This window comes from Neorhizobium sp. 2083 (assembly GCF_031455615.1).
In the GTDB taxonomy this organism is placed as follows: Bacteria; Pseudomonadota; Alphaproteobacteria; order Rhizobiales; family Rhizobiaceae; genus Neorhizobium.
In genome coordinates this window covers 918,535-942,198 of the sequence record NZ_JAVDTC010000002.1, presented here as the reverse complement: position 1 = coordinate 942,198, position 23,664 = coordinate 918,535, and the positions used below count along the sequence as shown (strand labels likewise).

18 protein-coding genes are annotated in these 23,664 nt (G+C 63.4%); 9 read left to right on the top strand and 9 right to left on the bottom strand.

The genetic code is table 11. The features are described from left to right. Nucleotides 1-5: 5 nt before the first annotated feature. Nucleotides 6-974 (bottom strand): glycosyltransferase family 2 protein, encoded by a 969-nt coding sequence (locus tag J2X76_RS12735; RefSeq protein WP_310216471.1) that lies wholly within the window; start codon nucleotides 972-974, stop codon nucleotides 6-8. A 112-nt stretch (nucleotides 975-1,086) separates the two neighbouring features. On the opposite strand from J2X76_RS12735, the gene J2X76_RS12730 reads away from it, so the two are divergent. The 9 genes from J2X76_RS12730 (at nucleotide 1,087) to J2X76_RS12690 (ending at nucleotide 12,431) form a co-directional block, all read left to right on the top strand. After that, nucleotides 1,087-2,571, top strand: a complete 1,485-nt coding sequence (locus tag J2X76_RS12730) for a lipopolysaccharide biosynthesis protein (RefSeq protein ID WP_113131548.1) — start codon at nucleotides 1,087-1,089, stop codon at nucleotides 2,569-2,571. A 367-nt stretch (nucleotides 2,572-2,938) separates the two neighbouring features. Then, a complete protein-coding gene (locus J2X76_RS12725; RefSeq protein WP_310216468.1) occupies nucleotides 2,939-4,087 on the top strand; it encodes an acyltransferase in 1,149 nt (382 codons plus the stop codon). Between the two features lie 3 nt (nucleotides 4,088-4,090). After that, entirely contained in the window at nucleotides 4,091-4,888 is a 798-nt protein-coding gene (locus J2X76_RS12720; protein WP_113131550.1) for a glycoside hydrolase family 16 protein, read from the top strand. A 103-nt stretch (nucleotides 4,889-4,991) separates the two neighbouring features. Next, a complete protein-coding gene (locus J2X76_RS12715; RefSeq protein WP_310216574.1) occupies nucleotides 4,992-6,152 on the top strand; it encodes a glycosyltransferase in 1,161 nt (386 codons plus the stop codon). Nucleotides 6,153-6,160: 8 nt separating this feature from the next. Continuing rightward, a complete protein-coding gene (locus J2X76_RS12710) occupies nucleotides 6,161-7,171 on the top strand; it encodes a glycosyltransferase family 2 protein (protein ID WP_310216466.1) in 1,011 nt (336 codons plus the stop codon). Continuing rightward, nucleotides 7,171-8,100: a glycosyltransferase family 2 protein gene (locus tag J2X76_RS12705; RefSeq protein ID WP_310216463.1), complete on the top strand. Its 930-nt coding sequence runs from the start codon at nucleotides 7,171-7,173 to the stop codon at nucleotides 8,098-8,100. The genes J2X76_RS12710 and J2X76_RS12705 overlap by 1 nt, the downstream gene beginning before the upstream one ends. Next, the gene (locus J2X76_RS12700) at nucleotides 8,097-9,068 is read left to right on the top strand and encodes a glycosyltransferase family 2 protein (protein ID WP_113131553.1); all 972 of its coding nucleotides are present in this window, start codon (nucleotides 8,097-8,099) and stop codon (nucleotides 9,066-9,068) included. The genes J2X76_RS12705 and J2X76_RS12700 overlap by 4 nt, the downstream gene beginning before the upstream one ends. Nucleotides 9,069-9,112: 44 nt before the next feature. Beyond that, nucleotides 9,113-10,018 (top strand): UTP--glucose-1-phosphate uridylyltransferase, encoded by a 906-nt coding sequence (locus tag J2X76_RS12695; RefSeq protein WP_113131554.1) that lies wholly within the window; start codon nucleotides 9,113-9,115, stop codon nucleotides 10,016-10,018. Between the two features lie 76 nt (nucleotides 10,019-10,094). Beyond that, nucleotides 10,095-12,431, top strand: a complete 2,337-nt coding sequence (locus J2X76_RS12690; protein WP_113131560.1) for a polysaccharide biosynthesis tyrosine autokinase — start codon at nucleotides 10,095-10,097, stop codon at nucleotides 12,429-12,431. 38 nt (nucleotides 12,432-12,469) lie between these two features. On the opposite strand, the gene cysG is transcribed toward J2X76_RS12690, so the two are convergent. From cysG to J2X76_RS12650, 8 genes are all read right to left on the bottom strand, one after another. After that, nucleotides 12,470-13,942, bottom strand: a complete 1,473-nt coding sequence (gene cysG, locus J2X76_RS12685; protein WP_310216457.1) for a siroheme synthase CysG — start codon at nucleotides 13,940-13,942, stop codon at nucleotides 12,470-12,472. Continuing rightward, nucleotides 13,914-16,661, bottom strand: a complete 2,748-nt coding sequence (locus J2X76_RS12680; RefSeq protein WP_310216572.1) for a molybdopterin-dependent oxidoreductase — start codon at nucleotides 16,659-16,661, stop codon at nucleotides 13,914-13,916. Before J2X76_RS12680 ends, cysG begins: the two co-directional genes overlap by 29 nt. A gap of 31 nt (nucleotides 16,662-16,692) precedes the next feature. Beyond that, a complete protein-coding gene (locus tag J2X76_RS12675; RefSeq protein ID WP_310216454.1) occupies nucleotides 16,693-17,544 on the bottom strand; it encodes a formate/nitrite transporter family protein in 852 nt (283 codons plus the stop codon). 48 nt (nucleotides 17,545-17,592) lie between these two features. Further along, nucleotides 17,593-17,922: a nitrite reductase small subunit NirD gene (gene nirD / locus J2X76_RS12670; RefSeq protein WP_113127985.1), complete on the bottom strand. Its 330-nt coding sequence runs from the start codon at nucleotides 17,920-17,922 to the stop codon at nucleotides 17,593-17,595. Between the two features lie 10 nt (nucleotides 17,923-17,932). Continuing rightward, nucleotides 17,933-20,383 (bottom strand): nitrite reductase large subunit NirB, encoded by a 2,451-nt coding sequence (gene nirB, locus J2X76_RS12665; protein ID WP_310216452.1) that lies wholly within the window; start codon nucleotides 20,381-20,383, stop codon nucleotides 17,933-17,935. 5 nt (nucleotides 20,384-20,388) lie between these two features. Then, nucleotides 20,389-21,186 carry an ABC transporter ATP-binding protein gene (locus tag J2X76_RS12660; RefSeq protein ID WP_113127983.1) on the bottom strand — a complete coding sequence of 266 codons (798 nt, stop codon included), beginning with the start codon at nucleotides 21,184-21,186 and terminating at the stop codon, nucleotides 20,389-20,391. 11 nt (nucleotides 21,187-21,197) lie between these two features. Continuing rightward, complete coding sequence (gene ntrB, locus J2X76_RS12655; RefSeq protein ID WP_310216445.1) at nucleotides 21,198-22,091, bottom strand: nitrate ABC transporter permease; 894 nt, start codon at nucleotides 22,089-22,091, stop codon at nucleotides 21,198-21,200. A 62-nt stretch (nucleotides 22,092-22,153) separates the two neighbouring features. Further along, nucleotides 22,154-23,452: a CmpA/NrtA family ABC transporter substrate-binding protein gene (locus J2X76_RS12650; protein WP_113283288.1), complete on the bottom strand. Its 1,299-nt coding sequence runs from the start codon at nucleotides 23,450-23,452 to the stop codon at nucleotides 22,154-22,156. Between the last annotated feature and the right edge of the window lie 212 nt (nucleotides 23,453-23,664).

The window sequence follows — 23,664 nt, the reverse complement described above, 5'->3', positions numbered from 1 at the left end:
AGCACTTAGCGTGCGCCGCGGCCGAGTTTTCCGGCCCCGAGTTCGAATGCCGCCCGGAGTAGCGCGGGATCGCGCACCATCCAGCGGGCGAGCAGGCCGAGGTCCGGAGCCTGGCGGCGTTTCACCCGTCCGGCCTGGCTCCAGAGTGCCTGCCTGCGGGCGGTGTTCTTGTAGGACGCGATCGAAGCGACGTCGTTCGGACGGGAACGAAAGCGTTCCTCCAGCGTGTCGAGCGCCACCCAGGTGTTGAACTGCTGGCGCAGGAACTGGGGCGATTGGTTGTCGATGCTGTGGAAGATATTGAGGCCCATGCCGCGGGCGGCGCCTTCCTCGTCGCAGAGCAGGGTTCGCTTCGACTTGAGAATGCAGTCCACAAAAAACAGCACGTCTTCGGCTGCCAGCCGCAGCGAGGGGTCGAAACGGACCGTTTCGAAGACCGGCCGGGCGATGACCATGCAGGAGAGATGCAGGAAACTCCAGTTCTTCAGCATCACGCTCGCCAGATCCGGCATCTCGATCAGAAGTGGTTTTTCGGAAAGCCGCGTACCGCCCTCAGCCTGTTCGAGTTCGGCCATGCCGAAGTGATAATAGAACTCGTCGCTCGCCTGCATCGAGGCCCAGTAGCACTCCGCATCGAAGCGCGTCATGCTCTCATAGGCGTTTTTCAGATGGTCTGGCAGCCAGAGGTCATCGGAATCGAGCAGAGCCGCGAAACGGGTCGCGGCGGGAATGTTTTCCAGGCCGGTATTGCGTGCCGCCCCCGGTCCGCCATTCGGCTGACGGATCACGCGGATGCGGGATTTCCAAGTATCTTCAATGCCTTGAAGCTCAATCTCGGCGGGTAGGGGTGACTCGTCATCGACAATGACTATATCGAAGTCCTGATAGCTTTGATCGAAGATCGATTTCAGCGCGCGGCGAAGAATGCCGGCTTCTTTTTGGTAAAATGGGATAACAACCGTGAACGTCGCCATGTTTTCGCCCCTGCTTTTTCAAAGAATTGCAAGCCGCTGACTTTTGTCGGGCTCCGGGTTGACGGCAGTTCGCTGCCGTATCGAATGACCTCCAGTAACAGGATTTGATCATATGGCTCCAAGCCAAGGCGTGAAGACGATCACGACCAACGTCGGTTGGAGCGTGCTCTCAAAGACCGCTACATTCGGGCTGAAATTTGTCACGGTCCCCATTCTGGCAAGACTGCTGACCCCGGAAGACTTCGGATCTGTGGCCGTGGCACTCACCGTCGTGCAGTTTCTGGCGATGATCGGCGGGGCCGGCCTGACCTCCGCTTTGGTCGTCGATCGGGACGGCGACATGGACACCGTCCACACGGTTTTCTGGGCCAATCTGGCCATGGCGGGCCTGATGGCGGTGGTGCTTTTCTTCGGTGCCGACGATCTGGCGGGCCTGATGGGAGCCCCTCAAAGCGCCGGTCTTTTGAGGATCATGGCGCTGCTCATTCCGCTGCAGCTTGCCGGTGACGTCGCCTATTCGCTGCTCGCCCGGCAGATGAATTTCAGCAAGGACGCGGTGCTCAGCACGATTTCCGAATCGGCCGCGGCGCTTGCGGCGGTCGCGCTCGCCTTCTTCGGTTTTGGTGTCTGGGCCTTGGTCATGCAGCTGTTTTCCGCCGCTTTGATCCGGCTTGTCGGGCTGTATGCGGTCGTCGGCTACATGCCGCGGTTCTCGATGAAACCCCGCAAGATCGTGCCGCTTTTGGCCTTCAGTTCGGGGCTGATGGGGTCGGAGATTGCCAATTTCGTAACCTTCCAGTCGCCGATGGTGGTGATCGCGCGGATGCTCGGATTGGCCGATGCCGGCGCCTATTCGGCCGCCAACCGCTTTGCCAGCATCCCGAACCAGGTCGTCCTTTCCGCCGTCATGGGCGTTCTTTTCCCCGCCTTCAGCCTGATGGGCGACGACCGCAAGCGCCGCTCGGACGCGTTGATGCTGAGTACGCAGGTGACGACGGTTATCCTCGCTCCGGCCATGTTCGGGCTCTGGGCGATCGCGGAGCCGGCGATGCTGGTGCTGTTCGGGCCGCAATGGGCCTATGCCTGGCCGGTGCTCGGGCTGCTTGCCCTGTCGAAGGCGATCGTCACCCCCTGCAGCACCTTCATCCCCTATCTCAAGGGAACCGGGCATGGCCGGGTGCTGTTCTGGTCGGCGGTGCTGCGGGCGATCGCCACGACGGCTGCCATCGCCATCGCCGCTTCTTACGGCGACCTCGTCGATGCGATGGTTGCGCTCTGCGTCGTCAACGCCGTTACCCTCATCGGTTATTCCTGGGCGGTATTCCGCGTCGACGACATTCCGTTCCTGCGTGGCCTGCTGACCAGCAGTCGGTCGATGATCACCGCCTTCGTGATGGCGATCGCCGTCCGGGGCTTCCTGCATATCTTCGCGGAGCGGCTGACGAACCCCTATCTGGAGGTGCTGGCAGGCGGCGCGGTCGGCGCGATCCTCTATTCCGTGCTGTTCCTGCTGACCGAACGCGCGCTTTTAAGGAAAATTCTCGAGCTCGTGCGCCGCCGCAAGATGGGCAATGCACCGACGGTCCCCACTGCCTGAATGTGTCGCAGATTTGCCCATATTCCGCCACATTTGAATCCCGCCCCAGGAGGGGGAGGTATGGAGATACGAAAGCGATAGCCATTTCGGTCTATTGCAAAAAGATTTTTTTGTGCTGCTGCGGCGCAGCAGTCCGCCGGGTCAAAATATGCCTTGAGCCCCTGCAAACCATAAGCAGGAGCCGCCGGGCCCGGCGATCGGATGACGGCAGCTCCGAACCGCGAAGAACGTGTCACGGGCTCGTTTTTGCTGCGCCGCCACATTTTGCGCCAATCTCGGCATGATCCTTTTTGCCTGACTGCGGGCTCAAGTCTGCTCTGATTGAAACGGCGGTGACGGGAGGCACTGCCCAAAAAGGGTGACTCGTTTGACTGTCGATCAAAACGTATCCTCCCGTATCAATTTGATGCGTATCCTGCTGATCTCCGGCATCGTCTTCGTTCACGTGCCGCATGATCCGGCGACCAGTCCGTTCCTAGGGCTGAACGGTTTCTTCGATTGGCTCAGGGTTTTCCTCGGGGACAGCCTGTTCCGTATCGGCGTGCCGTGCCTCAGCGCCATTTCCGGTTACCTGCTGTTCCAGCGGGGTTGGGAGGCGTTCGACTACGCCAAGACGCTTCGCTCCAAGGCGAGGACCGTCCTCGTGCCGTTCCTGATCTGGAACCTCGGCCTGTTCGCGACCGTGCTGGTCATCCAGCGCGCCGAGATCGGCATCGGGTATTTTCCGGATCTCTGGAACGCCTCGCCGCGCGAAGCCGTCAGCCAGGCCTTCGCCACGGAAGGGCTGCCGATCGACATTCCGCTCTATTTCCTGCGTGATCTGATCGTTTGCATCATCCTGTCGCCGGTTCTCGCCCTTCTCGTGCGCCGTTTTCCAGGTCCGACGCTCGCGGTGCTGTTCGTGGTTGCGATCATTCCAGACCTGACGATCGGCATCGTGCTGAAGAAATCGATCCTGTTCAGCTTCACCCTCGGCATCTTCCTGGCGCTCAACGGCGTCAACCTCAAGGGCGTCGACCGTTTCGCGGCATTGGGGACCGTGGTGCTGCTCGCTGCCGCCGTGCTGCTCTCCGTCGGCCTCTACCAAACCGGCCCGGATTTCCCCTGGGCGCTCGATCTGGCGCGCAATGCCCTGTCGATCCTCGGCGCCGGCGGCTTCTGGCTGATGTCGGCAATCGCCATCCGTTCCCGGATCGGCCAGCGGCTGGCGGCCACCGGAAGCCTGAGCTTCTGGATGTTCTGCAGCCATTTTCCGCTGCTCGTCCTGATGTGGATGGTGTGGAACCGCGTGGCGGGCGATGATCTTTATCCGCTCTTCTACGGATCGGCGGTCGTCGCAAGCTTCATCATCCTTTTCGTCAGCAACCAGCTCGTCTCGCGCACAATGCCGGGTCTCTACGAGGTGCTGACGGGCAGCCGCGGCCGCAAGGCGAAGCTTTCGGCCGCCCTCAAATCCCATCCACCCGCCGGGGCTACCCGTTCCGGCGAACCCGCAATAACGCAACAGCACAGGTGAAACATGACGGCTAAAGCCAGACAGATTCAACGAACCTGCCAGGTTATCATCGCTGCGGCGGTGTCGGGGCTTCTCTCGCCCGCAGCATATGCCCAGCAGGGCGCCACGGGTCAGTCCTTCGTGGAGAATTTCGACAGTCTCGACCGCTCCGTCTGGTACGTGTCGGACGGCTGGAACAACGGCAAGCATCAGAACTGCACCTGGTCCAAGAACCAGGTGAAGACCGACGGCGGCCAGTTGCAGCTGACCTTCAGCCAAGGCAAGACCGGCGACCGGGACTTTGCCTGCGGCGAGATCCAGACCAAGGCGCGTTTCGGTTACGGCACCTATGAGGTCCGGATGAAATCCGCGACGGGCGCCGGTCTCAATTCGGCGTTTTTCACCTTTATCGGCCCGACCGACAAGAAGCCTCACGACGAGATCGATTTCGAAGTGCTCGGCAAGAATACCGGCCAGGTTCAGCTCAATCAGTATGTTTCGGCCAAGGGAAACAACGAGAAGCTGGTGCCGGTCGCCGGCGGCGCGGATCAGGGTTTCAACGACTATGCCTTCATCTGGGAGGAGAACCGCCTCCGTTACTTCGTGAACGGCAAGCTCGTTCACGAAGTAACGGACAAGGCCAAGATACCGCAGAACCCCCAGAAGATTTTCCTCAGCCTATGGGGCACCGATACGCTCAAACAATGGATGGGCGCGTTCTCCTACAGCCAGCCGACCTCGATGACCGTCGATCGGGTGGCGTTTACCGCCCTCGGCGAGGAGTGCCGTTTCCCGCAATCCGTGCTCTGCACGCTCGACTGAACCGCTATCGGCGGTTTGCTGGCCTGCGATTTTCGAGGGCTGCATCGCTCGACACAAGGAGTTGGACCATTTGACTTTGAACGTTCTCTATCTGGCGCATGACATGGCCGATGCGGCTATCCGGCGCCGTGTGCTGACCCTCAAGGCCGGCGGCGCGACCGTGACCGTCGCCGGCTTCGAGCGCGGCTCGAACGTTCTCGCCGACGAGCCGGATGTGACGACCATCTCGCTCGGCAAGACTGCCGACGGCCGTTTTGCGCAGCGCATAGGTGCTGTCGCCGCCGCCCGCACCGCGCTGAAGCGCACGCTTTCGGGCGTTGCGCCGCCCGACGTCATCATCGCCCGCAATCTGGAAACTTTAGCGCTGGCGGGACGCGCCGCATCGCTGTTCGATAGCAGGATCCCGATCGTCTACGAATGCCTCGATATCCACCGGCTGCTGCTCGACGCGGGGATGAAAGGCCGGGCGATGCGGGCGGCGCAGCGGGCGTTCGGCCGCCGCGCCAGCCTTCTGATCACCAGTTCGCCGGCTTTCGTGGACAATTTCTTCAGGCCGCTTTCGGGTCTCGACCTGCCGGTCCTGCTTCTGGAAAACAAGGTGCTTGCCATCGCGCCGGAACCGGTCTCGGAACCGCCCGTGCCGCGTCCACCGGAGCCGGGAAGACCCTGGCGGATCGGCTGGTTCGGTGCGATCCGGTGCCGCAGGTCGCTCGACATGCTGATCGATTTTTCCAACCGCATGGACGGCAAGGTGGAGATCGTGTTGCGCGGCCGCCCCGCCTATGGCGAATTCGACGATTTCGATGCGAAGGTCGCGGCCGCCCCGCATGTGGAATTCCACGGTGCCTACCGCAATCCGGAGGATCTCGCCGCGATCTACGGCGACGTACAGTTCACCTGGGCGATCGATTTTTTCGAGGAAGGGCTGAATTCCAGCTGGCTCCTGCCGAACCGCCTCTATGAAGGCGGGCTTTACGGCGCGGTGCCGATCGCGCTCGCGGGTACCGAGACCGGCCGGTTCATCGGCAAGCGGGGCATCGGCCTGGTGCGCAATGAGGTGACGCCGGACAGCCTCCAGGCGCTCTTCGATGAGATGACCGAAGCGCGTTATGCCGAACTCTTTTCCCGGCTTGCCGCCGTCGAGCGCAGCCAGTGGGTCACGGGGCCGGCGGAATGCCGTGCCCTTGTCTCCCGGCTTGCCGCCCTACATCCCAACGTCCCGTCGCCGGCAGACCTGCCGGCCGTTTCAACCGTGCGATCGTGAGGTGGAGTATGGTTTCGCGTTCTCACTCCAATACCGGGATTTCCGACACCCGGACGCTCCTGGTGATCCCCTGCCTGAACGAGGCAGCAACGATCGCGCCGCTCTTGCGCAAGCTGAATGAGCAGCGCGGCGACATGGACATGCTGATCGTGGTCGCCGACGGCGGCAGCCAGGACGATACGCCGGAGATCGTTCAGAAGCTGATCCCCGAGATCCGGGACCTGCTGTTGCTCGGCAATCGCAAGCGCATCCAGAGCGCCGCCATCAACCTCGCGGTCGATCGTTTCGGCGACGACCGGGACTTTCTCATCCGCATCGACGCGCATGGAGACTATCCCGACGACTACTGCCGCACGCTGCTGCAGGAGGCGATCGACATGGACGCCGATTCCGTCGTGGTCGGCATGGAGACGGTCGGCTTCGGCACTTTCCAGAAGGCGACCGCGGTGGCGCAGAATTCCAAGCTCGGCAATGGCGGTTCGAAACATCGCGCCGGCGGCGGCGGCGAATGGGTCGATCACGGCCACCATGCGCTGATGCGGATTTCGGCTTTCCGGGCCGTCGGGGGGTATGACGAAAGCTTCAGCCATAACGAGGATGCCGAGCTGGATTTCCGGCTTCGCGCCGGCGCTTTCCGCATCTGGATGACTGCTAAGACCTACATGACCTATTATCCGCGTTCGAGCGCCCCGGCACTCTTCCGGCAATATCTTGCCTATGGCCGCGGCCGGGCGAAGAACCTGATCAAGCACCGCTCGATCCCGAAGCTCCGGCAGGCGGTCCCGCTTGCGGTGGCTCCTGTCGTCGTCGGGGCGCTGCTTGCGCTTCTCTATTGGTGGGCGGCCTTGCCGATGGCGATCTGGGCTGTCGCCTGCATCGGCTACGGGTTCTGGCTCGCGGTCGGGCAGAAGAACCCCTATGGCCCGCTTGCCTCGCTTTCGGCGATGATCATGCATTTCGCCTGGTCGGCAGGCTTCTGGCTGGAACTGATCGGCATCCGCCCACGGAGGGCCGCTTGATGACGGCAGAGGAAAAGCCGATCCGCATCGATATCGGCATCTGCACCTATCGGCGGCCGGAACTGGCCGAGACGCTGGCCTCGCTCTTCGAAATCGCCGTTCCGGCGGGCGCGCAACTGCGCCTGATCGTCGCCGACAACGACGCGGGTCCGAGCGCAAGCGGGCTGGTGGACGACTTGCGGGAACGCTCGCCGTTCCCGATCCGCTACGTGCATTGCCCGAAATCGAACATCTCGATCGCCCGCAATGCCTGCCTCGCCGAAAGCGATGCGGATTACCTCGCCTTCATCGACGACGACGAGACGGCGGAGCCACAATGGCTGGTCGGGCTGGTATCCGTGGCGAAACGGACCGGAGCGGATGCGGTTCTGGGCCCGGTGAGAGCGGTCTACGGAACGCAGAGCGCCGATTGGATGCGCAAGGGCGATTTCCACTCGACCATGCCGGTCTGGGTCGGCGGGCAGATCAGGACCGGTTATACCTGCAATACCCTCCTTGACCTGCGCTCACCGGCCGTTGCGGGCCGCAGGTTCGCGCTGTCGCTCGGCCAGAGCGGCGGCGAGGACACGCATTTCTTCACCGCGCTGACCGATGCCGGCGGGCGGATCGAATTCGCGTCGGATGCGATGGTAGAGGAACTGGTTCCCGAAAAGCGCGCGAGTTTTTCCTGGCTCGCCAAGCGCAGGTTCCGGTCCGGCCAGACGCACGGGCGCATTCTCGCGGCCAAGAATTCCGGTCTCGGCCGCCTCAAGCAGACGGGCCTTGCCTGCCTGAAGCTCGTTTATTGCCTGGCGCTGACGGCGGTTACCATGCCCTCTCCGGTGACCCGCATCCGCTATGCCCTTCGCGCCGCACTCCATGCCGGTGCGGTCTCGGGCACGCTCGGCATTCGCGAGATCCGCCAATACGGAGCCGCCGAAGCCCTATGACCCTGAATGATCTGCAGTCCCCGGATTTTCAGCCGGACGTGAGCTTCGTGATCGCCGCCTATAACGCGGAGGAAACGCTTGCGCGCGCCATCGACAGCGCGCTTGCGCAGATCGGCGTGACGCTCGAAGTCATCGTCGTCGACGATTGTTCGACGGACGGAACCCGGGCCATCGCCGAAGGCTATTCGGATCAGCGGGTCAGGCTCATCGCCCAGGCGGTCAATGGCGGGCCGGCCGCCGCCCGCAATGCCGGGCTTGCCGCAGCTCGTGGCCGTTGGATCGCCATTCTCGATTCCGACGACACGATCTATCCCGCCAGGCTTCTGGCCATGCTGGAACGGGCGGAAGCGGCCGCGGCGCAGATCGTGGTCGACAATCTCGACGTCATCCCGTTCGATCGCGGCGAACCGCACGCCATGTTCTCCAGGCAGGAGCTCAAGCGGCGCGGGGTGATGACGCTCGCCGATTTCATCGGCTCGAACGTGATTTTCCAGTCGACCTTCAACTTCGGCTACATGAAGCCGATCTTCGAGCGCGCGTTTCTGGAGAGCCACGGCTTGCGCTTCGACGAGACGCTGCGGGTCGGCGAAGACTATCTGCTGCTCGCGTCGGCGCTGGCGAGTGGCGCCCGCTGCGCGATCGTGCCTGACATCGGCTATGTCTATCATCTGCGCCAGGGCTCGATCTCGCGGGTGCTCGAACAGAGCCATCTCGATGCGATGCTGGCCACCGACAGTGCCTTCCTTGCCCGCTACAAACTGGATGCGAAGGCCATGGCCGCCCAGCGAAAACGCACCCGCAGCATTCTCGAAGCGGGATCATTTCTCACGCTTGTCGACGAAATCAAGAAAGGTTCCGTCGGCGGCTTCCTGAAAACGGCGATCGAAAACCCGCGTGCGCTCCGACTTCTGCGCATGCCGATCGCCGTCCGCATGCGTCGGCTGGTGAGAACGGCCGACGTCAACTGAAAATCCGATCAACAGGGCGGGGCGCCCTCAGAAAGGACGAAGGAATGGACATGAAAAGACCAGTTCGAAAGGCGGTGATTCCCGTCGCAGGCAACGGCACTCGGTTCCTGCCGGCCACCAAGGCCATGCCGAAGGAGATGTTGACGATCGTCGATCGGCCTGTCGTGCAGTATGCGGTCGACGAAGCCATGCAGGCGGGAATCGAGAATATCATCTTCGTGACCAGCCGCAACAAGACCGCAATCGAGGACTATTTCGACAGCGCGCCGGAACTCGTGGCGACGCTGACCCGTTCCGGCAAGACCGTGCAGGTCACCCAGCTCGAAAAGATGCTGCCGGTCGCCGGCACCGTCAGTTATACGCGCCAGCAGGTACCGCTCGGGCTTGGCCACGCGGTCTGGTGCGCCCGCGAACTGGTGGGCAACGAACCCTTCGCCCTGCTTCTGCCCGACATGGTCTCCTACGGATCGCAGGGTTGCATGGCGGGCCTGATGGATCTCTACGAAGAGGTCGGCGGCAATGTGTTTGCGGTCGAGGAATGCGCGCCCGAAGAGACGTCGAGCTACGGCATCGTCGGTGTCGGCCGAAACGTGCCGCATGGTTTCGAGGTGACGGGAATGGTGGAAAAGCCGAAACCTGCGGAGGCGCCGTCCAACTATTACCTGAATGGGCGCTATATCCTGCAGCCGGAAATCTTCGAATTGCTGGCCCGCCAGGAACGCGGCGCCGGCAACGAAATCCAGCTGACGGACAGCATGCACAAGCTGGCGCAGGTCCAGCCGTTCCATGCGCATCCCTATCAGGGACGCACGTTCGATTGCGGCAGCAAGCGCGGCTTCATCGAAGCCAATGTCGCCTTCGCCATGCTTCGCCAGGACATGGGGGCCGAGATCTACGCCTCCATCAAGCAATTGATGATGTCGCACGAGACCCGGGTCAAAGCTGCGTAACGAGCGTTAAAATCATCCAAGGCGGATGGCGGCCAATTCTGCCATCCGCCGCCTCAAGCTCCAGAAAGTGAGCCCTATGGATCAGGTAAACTTCAGGCCGAGAACGATATTTCCGAGCGAAACGCGGGATAACGACACGTTCATCGATCTCGACAAGCTCTGGGCGGCTGCGATCCGTCGTTCGGGCGTCATCGTCGTCTGCCTCATCGCGACCATTGCCCTCGCCGGGCTTTATCTCGTGATGGCCCAGCCGATCTACACCGCCATGACGCAGATCCTGGTCGACGAAAACCTTTCGCGTTATGCCGACGACCCGCCGGACAGCCAGACGGCGCAGCAGATCGACAACCGCATGTCGAGCGCGGTCGAAATCTTGAAATCCAAGGCGCTGGCCCTGAGGGTGGTGGACAAGGCGCAGCTCGATCAGAACGAGGCCGTGGTCAATCCCCCGCAATCGCCGATCGATCTTGCCAAGAGCGCCATCAGCAGCGTCGTCGCGCTCTTGACGCCCGGTAGTCCGCCGCCTTCGGAAGAGAGCGTGCGGATGGGTCGGCGTGAAAAGGCCGCGGCCGTCCTGCAGCAATCGCTGACCGTGGAGCGCACCGGCCGCAGTTCGGTGATCGCATTGTCTTTCCGTTCGCCGGACCGGCAGCTTGCCGCGACGATCGCCAAGACCTATGCCGATTCCTATCTGACGGAACAGCTCAACGCCAATTTCGATGCGACGGAGCGGGCTTCGCTCTGGCTGCAGGAGCGACTGAACGACCTCAACAGCCGTTCGCAGCAGGCGGCACTTGCCGTCGAGCAGTACAAGACCGAGCACAACCTCGTATCCCCCCGCGGCGAACTCCTGTCGACCCAGCAGCTTTCGGATCTCAACAGCCAGCTGATCGTTGCGCAGGCTGATGCGGCGACGGCCTCGGCACGCTACAACCAATATCAGGCGATCATCGACAAGGGGCCGGACGCGGCGGTTCAGAACGCCGTCATTTCGGCCCGCGATACCGACAACACGGTCATTCAGGACCTGCGCAAGCGGTATATCAACATCTCCGACCGCGAGCAGGGGATTATCCAGCAGTTCGGTGCGAACCATCCGCAGGCGGTCGCGCTCAAGGCGGAAAAGAGCGATCTCTCGCAGCAGATCTTCCGGGAACTGCAGCAGTTGACCGGCAGTTTCCGCAACGAATTCGAAGTGGCGAGTTCGCGCGAAAAGTCGCTGCGCGACAGTATCGAGCGGGTTGCAGGCCGCAATTCGCTGGCGAATGTCTCGATGGTCCAGCTGCGCGAGCTGGAGCAGAAGGCGGCGGCGCTGAAGACGCTCTATGAAAGCTATCTCGGCCGTTTCGAAGAAGCGACCCAGCGGCAATCCTTCCCGATCGCCAAGGCGCGCGTGATCTCCGACGCCGGCCTGCCGACCGCTCCATCCAGCCCGCGCAAGACGCTGACCATGGCGCTCTCCATCGTGCTCGGTCTGCTGATCGGCGGGGCGGCGGCGACGCTGCTCGAATTCCGCGAGCGGTTCTTCCGCACCGGCGATGACGTGCAGGAGAAGCTGGGCCTGCGCTTCCTCGGCTACCTGCCGAAGGTGAGCGGCGCCAGTGCCGAGGAAACGCCGCCGCCGGCACCGACCGAGGCCGAGGCGGCCGCCGCTCCTCCCGGCAATCCGATCTCGTTCCGGCGGTTGATGCGGGTTGCGGTGGAAGCGCCGCGGTCCCAGTTCGCCGAGACGCTGCGCAACGCCAAGCTCGCCTGCGATATCATGCTGCAGGAGCGGAAATGCCGGGTCATCGGCGTGGTCTCCTGCCTGCCGGGCGAGGGTAAATCCATGGTCGCGGCCAATTTCGCCGGACTGATCGCCTCGACGGGCGTGCGGACGCTGGTGATCGACGCCGACCTGCGCAATCCCGGCCTCAGCCGCATGCTGGCCTCCGAACCGGAGGTCGGGCTGATCGAGGTGGTGCTGCAGAAGACGCCATGGACCAGTGCCGCGCGCGTCGATCGCCGCTCGCGCCTGACGATCCTGCCGATGACGACGCGCAGCAAGCAGCTCGCCCATACGAGCGAACTTCTCGCTTCCTCCGGCATGAGCCATTTCCTGGAGAGCATCAAGGACACGTTCGACGTCATCGTCGTCGATCTGGCGCCGCTCATCCCGGTGATCGACGCCAAGGCCTTCGAACCCTATGTCGACGGCTTCGTCTTCGTCACCGAATGGGGCGTGACGCCCGCCAAGGCGGTGCAGTCGGTCATCCGGTCCGAACCGCAGATCGCGTCGAAAACGGTCGGGGTGATCCTCAACAAGACGGAGATGTCGGAGCTGCATCGTTATGCGGATCCGGGCGCGCCGGAGCGGCTGCACAGCAGCTACGTCTCCTATTACAAGGAAGGTTCGGCGTCCGCGCCGCGGTGAACTTTCACGGAAAGGGGCGGTTTCATCCGCCCCTTTTTTCAGGCGCTCGCCGCGATCTGGTCGTTCCGGTCAGCGCAGCCGGCGATATCGGCCCTGCGGAATACGTGGCCGATGCCGATCAGCACCGGTTCGTCGACGCCGATCTTTGCCATGGCCGCAGCCATTTGGTTCAGCGGTCCGGCCCAGCGCTGTTCGTTCGGCCGGGTCACCGCGCTGACGATCACGACCGGCATGTCGTGCGTCATCCCGGCATCCGTGAGCTTGCCGACGATCTCGCCCGCGGTGCGTCCCGCCATGTAATAGATGGTCGTGGTCCGGGGATCGGCGAGGTTTTTCCAGTCGAGATTGTCGGGCAGCGCGCCCTTTCGCGAATGACCGGTGACGAAACGGACGCCCTGCGCATGGTCGCGATGGGTGAGGGACACACCGAGCCGCGAAGCCATGGCGCTGGCCGAGGTGATGCCCGGCACCACATCGACCGGGATGCCCGACCGCTCCAGGCACTCGATCTCCTCGCCGGCGCGGCCGAAGACCATCGGATCGCCGGATTTCAGGCGGACCACGCGTTTGCCGGCGCGGGCGAACTTCACCATCATGTCGTTGATGTCTTCCTGGCGGCAGCTCACCCGGCCGCCGCGCTTGCCGACCAGCATGCGTTTGGCCTCGCGGCGCGCGAGTTCCAGTACTTCGTCGGAGACGAGGTCGTCGAACAGGATGACGTCGGCCGCCTGCAGCGCGCGCACCGCCTTCAGCGTCAGGAGCTCCGCATCGCCCGGGCCTGCCCCGACGAGGGTGACGCGGCCTTTTTCAGCCGAAGATGCTGCCACGCGGCCAGCATCGGCGAGGATCGCGGTTTCGCTCTCCGATCCCGGTTCGCTGCCGAAGGCGCGGTCGACGAAACGTTCCCAGAAGGCGCGTCTCTGGGGGCCAGGCGCCAGGCGGTCATTGATTTTTTCCCGCAGTGACTGGGCGAGTTCCGCCCAGCTTTTCAATGAGGCCGGCAGCAGGGTTTCGATACGGCGGCGGATCGCCTGAGCGAGGATCGGGGCTGCGCCATCGGTCGAGATCGACACAACGACCGGCGAGCGGTTGACGATCGAGCCGAACTGGAACTGGCAGAAAGCCGGCTTGTCTATGACGTTGACCGGCACACCGGCTGCGCGGGCGGCCCGGAAGAAGCTTTCCGCCTCGTTCTCATCCTCGCAGTCGCCGATCGCAATCGCAGCGCCTTCGAAAATCGAAGCGTTCCACGCCTGCGGGTGATGGATGAATTCGCCCTGCGGATGTTCCGCGCCGCGCCCGATCAGCCTCTCGAAAGTCTCGGAGAGTTCTTCCGCATGGACATGCACCTGCGCACCGCAGGCGGCGAGCAATTCGGCTTTCCAGGCTGCGGCATCCGATCCGCCGGCAACGATGACGCGCCGGCCTTCGAGCGCCCAGAAGACCGGGAGCTTTGCCAGCGGCGCCATGCGGGCGGGCACTTCATTCCGCGGCTGCTGCAAGACATCCATCGATGATCCCCCTGATTTCGGCGCGGCAGGAGCCGCAATTGGTACCGGCATTGGTTTCTTTCCCGACCGCCTCGACGCTGTGACAGCCGCCTCGCACGGCGCCGATGATCCGGTTGACGCCGACCGAGAAACAGGAACAGACGGTGGCGCCGGGGTCCGGCTGATCGGCGCCGGGACGGCCGGCAACGATCGCGAAGCGCTTGCGCAGGTCGGCGTGTTCGATGACGAGTTGGCCGATCGCCCAGTTGCGTGCGACGGCGACCGGCTCGTTCGCCAGGAAAAGCGCGGCGAGCAGCTTTCCGCCCTCGAAGAAGGCGAGGCGCAGGTCGCCGGATTGATGGTCGGCATAACCGAGCGGCTCGATCCCGGCCGGAATGCTGAAGGCGGTCCGGCACCACGCCACCCAGTCCTCGGCCAAGTCCGCGAAGGCCAGTTCGATCCGCCAGCCACCATCGGCCTTGGCGAGCGCCCAATAATCCGCCTGCGGGTTTTCGGGCTTCGAGGCGCAGACCGCAAAGCCGTAGAAGGACGCGGTGAAGGGTTTGGCGGCAATCGCAACGTTCTTCGAGGCCGGCTGGCCGGAAAACGGGTCGGTGACGGGCGCGACCAGTGCATCGATACGGGCCTTGGCGGCAAACTGGTCGTTCCAGTGCATCGGAACGAAGATATTTCCGCGCGCCTGGCGTTCGGTGAGGAGGGCGCGGACGATCGCGCTGCCATGCGGGCTTTCGAGTTCGACCAGGCCGGCGCCGCGAATGCCGAGCTGCATCGCATCCTGGGGGTGAATTTCCGCGAAGGGCTCGGCGATATGGCCGGAAAGCCGGGCGCTTTTGGCCGTGCGGGTCATCGTATGCCAGTGGTCGCGGATGCGGCCCGTGTTCAAGGTCAGCGGGTATTTTTCATTGGTGCGGTCGGTGGCTGGCGCCTGGACCGGGACGAAACGTGCCTTGCGATCCGGGTGATAGAAGTCCCCATTCGCGAAGAAGCGCTTGTCGCCACCCCCCTCTGCCCTGCCGGCGTTCGGCGCTGCGATGGATTCGCTGGATCGATCGCAGCGCCGAACGCCGGGAGGCCAGAGGGGGGTATTCTCCAGCAGTGCCGGCCATTGGAAGGGCGTCAACGCATCGTACCCTTCTTCGCCGATTCCGACGCAGGCACCGATATCGAAATCCCGGCTGCCGTCATTCTCGAAGGCGGAAAGAGCCGCATGCTCGGCAAAAATATCGGCGGGCGTTTGATAGTCGAAACCGGCAAAGCCCATCCGGCGGCCGACTTCCGCCATCTGCCACCAGTCGGCCCTGGCCTCGCCGGGCGCGGACAGAAACCAGCGCTGGCGGGAGATGCGGCGCTCCGAATTGGTGACGGTGCCGTCCTTTTCGCCCCAGCCGAGCGACGGCAGGAGAACATGCGCGTGGCGGGCGGTGTCGGTGTCGCGAAGGATGTCCGAGACAACCACGAAGGGACAGGCCTTGATGGCGGCCTCGACCGCATCGGCGTCCGGCATCGAAACCACCGGGTTGGTGGCCATGATCCACAGCGCCTTGATCCGCCCGTCGGCGACGGCGCGGAACATGTCGACGGCCTTCAGGCCCGGCTTGTCGGCGACCCGCGGCGAGGCCCAGAAACGCTGCACCCGGTCGCGATCCTCGGCGTTTTCGATCGCCATATGCGCGGCAAGCATGTTGGCGAGACCGCCGACCTCGCGGCCGCCCATGGCGTTCGGCTGGCCGGTCAGGGAGAACGGGCCCATGCCCGGACGCCCGATACGGCCGGTCGCCAGATGGCAGTTGATGATGGCGTTGACCTTGTCCGTGCCCGACGCCGACTGGTTGACGCCCTGGCTGTAACAGGTGACGACCTTTTCGGTCGTCTCGAACAGGTGGAAGAATTCGCGGATCTGCATGGCGGGAAGGCCGGTGCGTCCCATGAGTTCGGTGAACGGGAGCGCGGCGGCGGCGGCGAAGGCTTCGCCAAACCCTTGCGTATGCGCGCCGATATAGTTCTGGTCGATCGCCGGGCCTTGCGCCAGATGGGCAAGCAGGCCCATGAACAGGGCCACGTCGCCATCCGGCCTGATTCCTAAATGCAGGTCGGCGATATCGCAGGTCATCGTCCGGCGCGGATCGATGACGACGATCTTCATGCCCGGCCGCGCGGCCTTGGCGGCGGCCAGCCGCTGGTAGATCACCGGATGGCACCAGGCGAGATTGGAGCCGGTCAGGATCACCAGATCGGCAAGTTCGATGTCCTCGTACGTGCCGGGCACGGTGTCGGATCCGAAGGCGCGGCGGTGGCCGGCGACGGAGGACGACATGCAAAGCCTTGAATTGGTGTCGATATTTCCCGAACCGATGAAGCCCTTCATCAGCTTGTTGGCGACGTAATAGTCTTCGGTCAGCAACTGGCCGGAGACGTAGAAGGCGACGGAATCGGGCCCGTGCTCGGCTATGGTTTCGGAAAATTTCGCTGCGACGAGATCGAGCGCCTCGCTCCAGTCCGTTTGCCGACCATGGATTTCGGGCAAGAGGATGCGTCCGTCGAGATCGATGGTTTCGGCGAGTGCTGAACCTTTCGAGCAGAGCCGGCCGAAATTGGCCGGATGCTCGGGGTCGCCCTTCACCGTTACGGCGCCGTCACCCGCCACTGTCGCGATGACGCCGCAGCCGACGCCGCAATAGGGGCAGGTCGTCCTGGTGGTGGTGGTTCCACCCGCCTGCATTTCCGTTTCCAGAACACCGGCCCCCATGAGCTTACTCCGCCGGAACGACGGCAGGAGCGCCGATGCGGCCAGCCGGCGCGCTCTGCTTGCCGCTCTTGCGGCCATGGGTCGAGTAGAGCGTCAGGCCGACGAAGGTGAGGCCGCCGACGAGATTGCCGATGACGGTCGGGATCTCGTTCCAGATCAGGTAATCCATGATCGAGAACTTGCCGCCGAGCAGCAGGCCCGACGGGAAAAGGAACATGTTCACGATGGAATGTTCGAAGCCCATATAGAAGAAGAGCATGATCGGCATCCACATGCCGATGACCTTGCCGGACACCGAGGTCGACATCATCGCGGCGACGACGCCGGTCGAAACCATCCAGTTGCAGAGAACGCCGCGGATGAAGAGCGTCAGCATGCCCGCCGCGCCATGGGCGGCATATCCGAGCGTGCGGCCCTCGCCGATATGGCCGATCCTCTGACCAACCTCGTTCGGCGCCTCGCTGAAGCCGAAGGTGAAGATGATCGCCATCATCACGGCAACCAGGAAGGCACCGGCGAAGTTGCCGATGAAGACCAGTGTCCAGTTGCGCAGCACGCCCCCGGCGGTCGCTCCCGGCCGTCTGTCGATCAGCGCGAGGGGAGACAGCGTGAAGACGCCCGTCAGGAGATCGAAGCCCATCAGATAGAGGAGGCAGAAGCCGACCGGAAAGAGGATTGCGCCGGCAAGCGCATTGCCGGTCTGCACCGTGATGGTCACGGCGAAGGCGGCGGAAAGCGCAAGGATCGCGCCCGCCATGAAGGCCCTGATCAGCGTATCGCGCGTGGACATGAAGATCTTCGCCTCGCCGGCGTCGATCATCTTCGTCACGAATTCCGTCGGTGTGACATAGGACATTTTTTTCTCGTCTCCCTAGAGCTTAGTCGTCTGAAATGGCCGCGCCGGTTATTCGGCGGCGGCCAGCTGTTCTTCGAGGGCCATGAAGATGTCTTCGCCGCGCAGTTCGAGCCGGATGGTGCGGACCGAACCTTCGTCGGCGCCGAGCGCCTTGCCGGTTTCGAGCGAAATCACCCAGTTGTGCAGCGGGCAGGTGACCGAGGTGCCGTGGACGATGCCCTGGCTGAGCGGCCCGCCCTTGTGAGGGCAGTGATCCTCGATGGCGAAGACCTCGTTGGCGGCCGTGCGAAACACGGCGATCTTGCCTTGCGGGGTCTTCACGCAGCGTGCGCCCCGCAGCGGAATGTCGGTGAGCTTGCCGATTGCGATCCAGTTCATGTTTCTCTCCTCACTCGGCTGCGTGCGAATAACCGACCGTCGCCATCGGTTTGAACTCGTGTTTGTCCTTGCCGGAGACGCGCTCCGACCAGGGATCGACCTGGGCGAATTTCTGGGAGAAGACGAAGCGCTCGTAATAGGCCTGGCGCTTCTCCGTATCGGTCATGATCTGCCGGCGGATCTCGTCGAGGCCGACGCGCTTTGCCCATTTGTAGATGCGCTCCAGGTAACGGCCCTGTTCGCGGTACATCTGCGTGAGCGCGACGATGTATTCGAGCGCCTCGTCCTCGGTCTTCACCAGCCCGAGCACTTCCGTGCCCTTGATGTCGAGGCCTGCGGCGCCTGCGAAATGGATCTCGAACCCTGAGTCCACGCAGATGACGCCGATGTCCTTGCAGGTTGCCTCGGCGCAGTTGCGCGGACACCCGGAGACGGCCAGCTTCAGCTTGGCCGGCGTCCAGGAACCCCACATGAATTTCTCGATGCGGATGCCGAGACCCGTCGAATCCTGGGTGCCGAAGCGGCACCAGTCGGAACCGACGCAGGTTTTTACCGTGCGCAGCCCCTTGGCATAGGCCTGGCCGGAGACGAAGCCCGCCTTGCCGAGATCGGCCCAGACCGCCGGCAGGTCTTCCTTTTCGATGCCGAGAAGGTCGATGCGCTGGCCGCCGGTGACCTTCACCATCGGGATCTCGAACTTGTCGACCACGTCGGCGATCGCCCGCAGTTCCTGCGAATTGGTGACGCCGCCCCACATGCGCGGCACGACCGAATAGGTGCCATCCTTCTGGATGTTGGCGTGGACGCGTTCGTTGATGAAGCGCGACTGGTAGTCGTCGGCATATTCGTCCGGCCAGTCGCAGACGAGGTAGTAGTTGAGCGCCGGGCGGCATTTGGCGCAGCCGCAGGAGGTCTTCCACTCTAGTTCCTGCATGACGGCGGGGATGGTTTTCAGGCCCTTCGCCTTGATCAGGCGGCGGACGTCGTCATGGCCGAGCTCGGTGCAGGTGCACATCGGCTGCACGGCCTTCGGGTTGTAGGCGTCACCTAATGTCAGGGCCATCAGCTGTTCGACGAGGCCGGTGCAGGTGCCGCAGGAGGCGGACGCCTTGGTGTGGGCGCGCACGTCGTCCAGCGATGTCAGGCCCTTGGCGGTGATGGTCGAGGTGATCTTGCCCTTGCAGACGCCGTTGCAGCCGCAGATTTCCGCATCATCCGGCAAGGCTGCAACGGCCGCCATAGGGTCCAGCGGAGACCCTCCCTGATAGGCCTGGCCGAAGATCAGCGTGTCGCGCATGTCGGAAATGTCGGTCGCCTTCTTCTTCAGGTCGTTGAACCAGGCACCGTCGGAGGTCTCGCCGTAAAGGACGGTGCCGATGATGCGGTTGTCCTTCAGAACGAGGCGCTTGTAGATACCGGCGGTGGCATCGCGGAGCACGATTTCCTGCCGGTCGTCGCCATCGGCGAAGTCGCCGAGCGAATAGAGATCGATGCCGGTGACCTTGAGCTTGGTCGGTGTATCGGAGTGCACGAAGGCGGGCTTGGTATCGCCGGCCAGATGCGCCGCGGCGACGCGGGCCATCTCGTAGAGCGGTGCGACGAGGCCATAGACCATGCCGCCCACTTCGGCGCATTCGCCGATCGAATAGATGTCGCCGTCCGAGGTCTGCATGCCGGCATCGACGACGATGCCGCGATTGACCGCGAGCCCGGCATCCTTGGCGAGACCGGCGCTCGGGCGGATGCCGACGGCCATGACCACCAGGGTCGCCGGAATGATCGTGCCGTTGTCGAGTTCGACGCCCTCGACCTTGCCATTGCCGATGATCTGTTTGGTATTGGCCTTGCAGATCACCTTGATGCCGCGTTCCTCGACGGCTTTCTGCAGCAGGTAACCGGCGGCCGGATCGAGCTGGCGCTCCATCAGCGTCGGCATCACGTGCAGGACGGTCACGTCCATGCCGCGCTGGGCAAGGCCGGCGGCTGCTTCGAGACCGAGCAGGCCGCCGCCGATGACGATCGCCTTTTCGCGCGACTGGGCGGCAAGCAGCATGGCCTGCACGTCGTCGAGGTCACGATAGGTGATGACGCCCGGCAGGTCCTTGCCGGGTACCGGAATGATGAAGGGCACGGAGCCGGTGGCGATCACCAGCTTGTCGTAGCTCTCGGTGACGCCATGATCGGAGGTGACGGTCTTGGCGGCACGGTCGATCGCGACGATCTTGTGGCCCTTGTAGAGGGTGATGCCGTGGTCGATGTACCAGCCGTCGCCGTGGATAACGATCTGCTCGAAGCTCTTTTCGCCGGAAAGAACCGGCGAGAGCATGATGCGGTCGTAGTTGACGCGCGGTTCGGCGTTGAAGATCGTGACTTCGTAGCGGCCGGGCGCCTGTTCGAAGAGGTGTTCGAGCATGCGTCCCGGCGCCATGCCATTGCCGATGATGATGAGTTTTTCTGTCATGGTTGTTACTCCGCGGCTTCGACGAAGCGGTGGCGTTCGTAGAGGAATTTCAGGACTGCCTCGCGGCACTTGAGATATGTCCGGTCGGAGGCGAGCTCGATGCGGTTGCGCGGCCGGGGGATGGTGACGTCCAGCACTTCGCCGATCTTGGCGGCGGGGCCGTTGGTCATCATCACGATGCGGTCGGACAGAAGCACGGCCTCGTCGACATCGTGGGTGATCATCACCATCGTGTTGCCGAGGCGCGAATGGATCTCCATGACCGCGTCCTGGAGATGGGCGCGGGTCAGCGCGTCGAGCGCGCCGAAGGGCTCGTCGAGCAGCAGGATCTTCGGCTCCATGGCGAGCGCCCGGGCAATGCCGACGCGCTGCTTCATGCCGCCCGAGATCTCGGCCGGACGCTTGTCCTTGGCATGGGCCATCTGGACGAGGTCGAGATTGGCCATGACCCATTCATGCCGTTCGGTCCGGCTCTTGGTGCGGCCGAAGACTTTTGAGACGGCCAGATTGACGTTTTCATAGACCGTCAGCCAGGGCAGCAGCGAATGGTTCTGGAAAACGACGGCGCGTTCCGGACCCGGCGCGTTGACCTCGCGGTTTTCGAGCAGGACAGCCCCTGCCGAAACGGGCGTCAGGCCGGCGATGAGGTTGAGCAGCGTGGACTTGCCGCAGCCGGAATGGCCGATGATCGAGACGAACTCGCCCTTGCCGATCGTCAGGTTGATGCCTTTCAGCACCTCGGCACGGCTGCCGCCGCGGTCGAAATATTTGTCGATATGGTCGAGCTTGAGATAGGCGTTCATAAGTCGGCTCCTTAGCTGGCCATTGCGCCGCGGGTGACGAGCTTGCCGAGTGCGGCAACCAGCTTGTCGAGGGCGAAGCCGACGACGCCGATATAGGCGAGGGCGACGATGATGTCGGGCAGGCGCGAGGAGTTCCACGCGTCCCAGATGAAGAAGCCGATGCCGACGCCGCCGGTCAGCATTTCGGCCGCGACGATCGCCAGCCAGGAGAGGCCGATCCCGATCCGAAGGCCGGTGAAGATGTACGGCGCGGCGGAGGGCAGCATGATCTTGAAGAAGAACTCGATCTGATTGAGCCTCAGCACCTGCGCGACGTTGCGGTAATCCTGCGGGATGTTGCGCACGCCGACGGCAGTGTTGATGATGACGGGCCAGATCGAGGTGATGAAGATCACGAAGATCGCCGAGGGGTTGGAGTCCTGGAAGGCGGCGAGCGACAGCGGCAGCCAGGCGAGCGGCGGCACGGTGCGCAGCACCTGGAAGATCGGGTCGAGGCCGCGCATCGCCCAGACGGACTGACCGATGATCGCGCCGACGATGACGCCGGTCACGGCGGCGAGGCCGAAACCGTAGGCGACACGCTGCAGCGAGACGAATACGCGCAACCCCAGGCCGATATCCTGCGAACCGTTGTAGAAGAACGGCGAAACGATCAGGTCGTAGCTTTCCTGCCAGACCACGTGGGGCGAGGGGAGCGAGGCACCCGGCGACGAACAGAGGACCTGCCAGACGAGCAGGATCAGCGCCAGCACGACAAGCGGTGGCACCACGTTGCGCAGCGTCGTTTTGCCGATCTGCCTGAAATCGATCCTGGAAACGGGCTTGCCGGAAAAGGGAACGATATTTGCCGCCGGCTTTGCGGCAGCGACTGCGGAAACTTTTTCTTTTTTTGCCAGGGCGGTCATCGGCGCGCTCCTTAGAAAGGGAAAAGGCCGGCGCGTGCGTCCACGCGCCGGAGGTGGGGAAATCAGGACGTCGCCTTGATGGAAAGGCTGTCGAGATAGGCCGAGGGGTTTTCCGGATCGAAGACCTTGCCGTCGAAGAAGGTTTCCTTGCCGCGCGACGAAGACGCCGGGATGTCGGCTGCGGCGACGCCGAGATCCTTGGCGGCGTCGCGCCAGATGTCCTCGCGGTTCACCTGGTTGACCAGCGCCTTGATGTCGGTGCTGGCCGGCAGGTTGCCCCAGCGGATGTTCTCGGCCATGAACCAGGCGTCGTGGCTCTTGAACGGATAGGAGGCGCCGTCCTTCCAGAACTTCATGTAGAGATCGGTGCCATGGGCCATGCGGCCGTTGCCGTAGTTGATGTCGCCCTTCAGGCGGCCGAGCACGTCCTTGGGAGGCACGTTGAACCATTGGCGGCGACCGAGGATGTCGGCCATCTCTTCCTTGTTGGCCATGCTGTCAGCCCATTGCTGGGCTTCCATGACGGCCATCAGCAATGCCTTGGCGGCATTCGGGTTCTTCTCGACCCAGTCGGCGCGCAGGCCGAGCGCCTTTTCCGGATGGCCCTTCCAGAGTTCGCCGGTCGTGGCCGCGGTGAAGCCGATGCCCTGGTTGACGAGCTGTTCGTTCCAGGGCTCGCCGACACAGAAGACGTCCATGTTGCCGACCTTCATGTTCGCCACCATCTGCGGCGGCGGCACGACGATGGTCGAGACGTCCTTGTTCGGGTCGATGCCGCCGGCGGCGAGCCAGTAGCGGATCCAGAGGTCGTGGGTGCCGCCCGGGAAGGTCATGGCGGCCTTCACTTCCTTGCCTTCGGCCTTCTTCTTCTCGAATGCCGCCTTCAGCTTGGAAGCGTCGAGCTGCACGCCGGTCTCGGCATATTCCTTGGCAACCGAGATGCCCTGGCTGTCGAGGTTGAGGCGGGCGAGGATCGCCATCGGCACCGGCTTGTTGTTCTGGGTCACCTTGCCGGTATGCATCAGATAGGGGAGCGGGGAGAGGATATGGGCGCCGTCGATGCCGTTCGCGGCACCGCCGAGCACGAGGTTGTCGCGGGTCGCGCCCCAGGAAGCCTGCTTGGCGACGTCGACTTCCGGCAGGCCGTGCTTTTCGAAAATGCCCTTCTCCTTGGCGACGATCAGCGGAGCTGCATCGGTCAGCGCGATGTAGCCGAGCTTGATGCCCTTGACTTCCGGGCCGGCCCCGGCTGCGAAGGCGCCGGACGGGAATGCGGTCTTGACGGCGCCGACAAGAGCGGCGGTGGCAGTGGTCTTGATCAGATGGCGGCGGGTGATGCCGCTCGTCAAAAGCTTGGTCATGCGCAGGTTCCCTCTGCTGGTTCTTAGGAATTCAGGCACAAAAAAACGCCGCTTGGAGATTGAGCCTGCGGAAACTGGGAGGAGTTTCCGGGCAGCAAAAACCTTGCGACGTCGATGTCTTTGGAAGCGCTTATGGCGCGCTCATCTGCCCCAATCGCCGTTGACCGGGGCGATTTCTAATAAGCAAGCGCCGTGCCAGTTTTGGCAAAAAC

Excerpts from the sequence above, each read along its gene's own strand:
- J2X76_RS12735 (WP_310216471.1), bottom strand. The coding sequence starts at position 974 with ATGGCGACGTTCACGGTTGTTATCCCATTTTACCAAAAAGAAGCCGGC.
- J2X76_RS12730 (WP_113131548.1), top strand. The coding sequence starts at position 1,087 with ATGGCTCCAAGCCAAGGCGTGAAGACGATCACGACCAACGTCGGTTGG.
- J2X76_RS12720 (WP_113131550.1), top strand. The coding sequence starts at position 4,091 with ATGACGGCTAAAGCCAGACAGATTCAACGAACCTGCCAGGTTATCATC.
- J2X76_RS12715 (WP_310216574.1), top strand. The coding sequence starts at position 4,992 with ATGGCCGATGCGGCTATCCGGCGCCGTGTGCTGACCCTCAAGGCCGGC.
- J2X76_RS12710 (WP_310216466.1), top strand. The coding sequence starts at position 6,161 with ATGGTTTCGCGTTCTCACTCCAATACCGGGATTTCCGACACCCGGACG.
- J2X76_RS12705 (WP_310216463.1), top strand. The coding sequence starts at position 7,171 with ATGACGGCAGAGGAAAAGCCGATCCGCATCGATATCGGCATCTGCACC.
- J2X76_RS12700 (WP_113131553.1), top strand. The coding sequence starts at position 8,097 with ATGACCCTGAATGATCTGCAGTCCCCGGATTTTCAGCCGGACGTGAGC.
- J2X76_RS12695 (WP_113131554.1), top strand. The coding sequence starts at position 9,113 with ATGGACATGAAAAGACCAGTTCGAAAGGCGGTGATTCCCGTCGCAGGC.
- J2X76_RS12690 (WP_113131560.1), top strand. The coding sequence starts at position 10,095 with ATGGATCAGGTAAACTTCAGGCCGAGAACGATATTTCCGAGCGAAACG.
- cysG (WP_310216457.1), bottom strand. The coding sequence starts at position 13,942 with ATGGATGTCTTGCAGCAGCCGCGGAATGAAGTGCCCGCCCGCATGGCG.
- J2X76_RS12680 (WP_310216572.1), bottom strand. The coding sequence starts at position 16,661 with ATGCAGGCGGGTGGAACCACCACCACCAGGACGACCTGCCCCTATTGC.
- J2X76_RS12675 (WP_310216454.1), bottom strand. The coding sequence starts at position 17,544 with ATGTCCTATGTCACACCGACGGAATTCGTGACGAAGATGATCGACGCC.
- nirD (WP_113127985.1), bottom strand. The coding sequence starts at position 17,922 with ATGAACTGGATCGCAATCGGCAAGCTCACCGACATTCCGCTGCGGGGC.
- nirB (WP_310216452.1), bottom strand. The coding sequence starts at position 20,383 with ATGACAGAAAAACTCATCATCATCGGCAATGGCATGGCGCCGGGACGC.
- J2X76_RS12660 (WP_113127983.1), bottom strand. The coding sequence starts at position 21,186 with ATGAACGCCTATCTCAAGCTCGACCATATCGACAAATATTTCGACCGC.
- ntrB (WP_310216445.1), bottom strand. The coding sequence starts at position 22,091 with ATGACCGCCCTGGCAAAAAAAGAAAAAGTTTCCGCAGTCGCTGCCGCA.
- J2X76_RS12650 (WP_113283288.1), bottom strand. The coding sequence starts at position 23,452 with ATGACCAAGCTTTTGACGAGCGGCATCACCCGCCGCCATCTGATCAAG.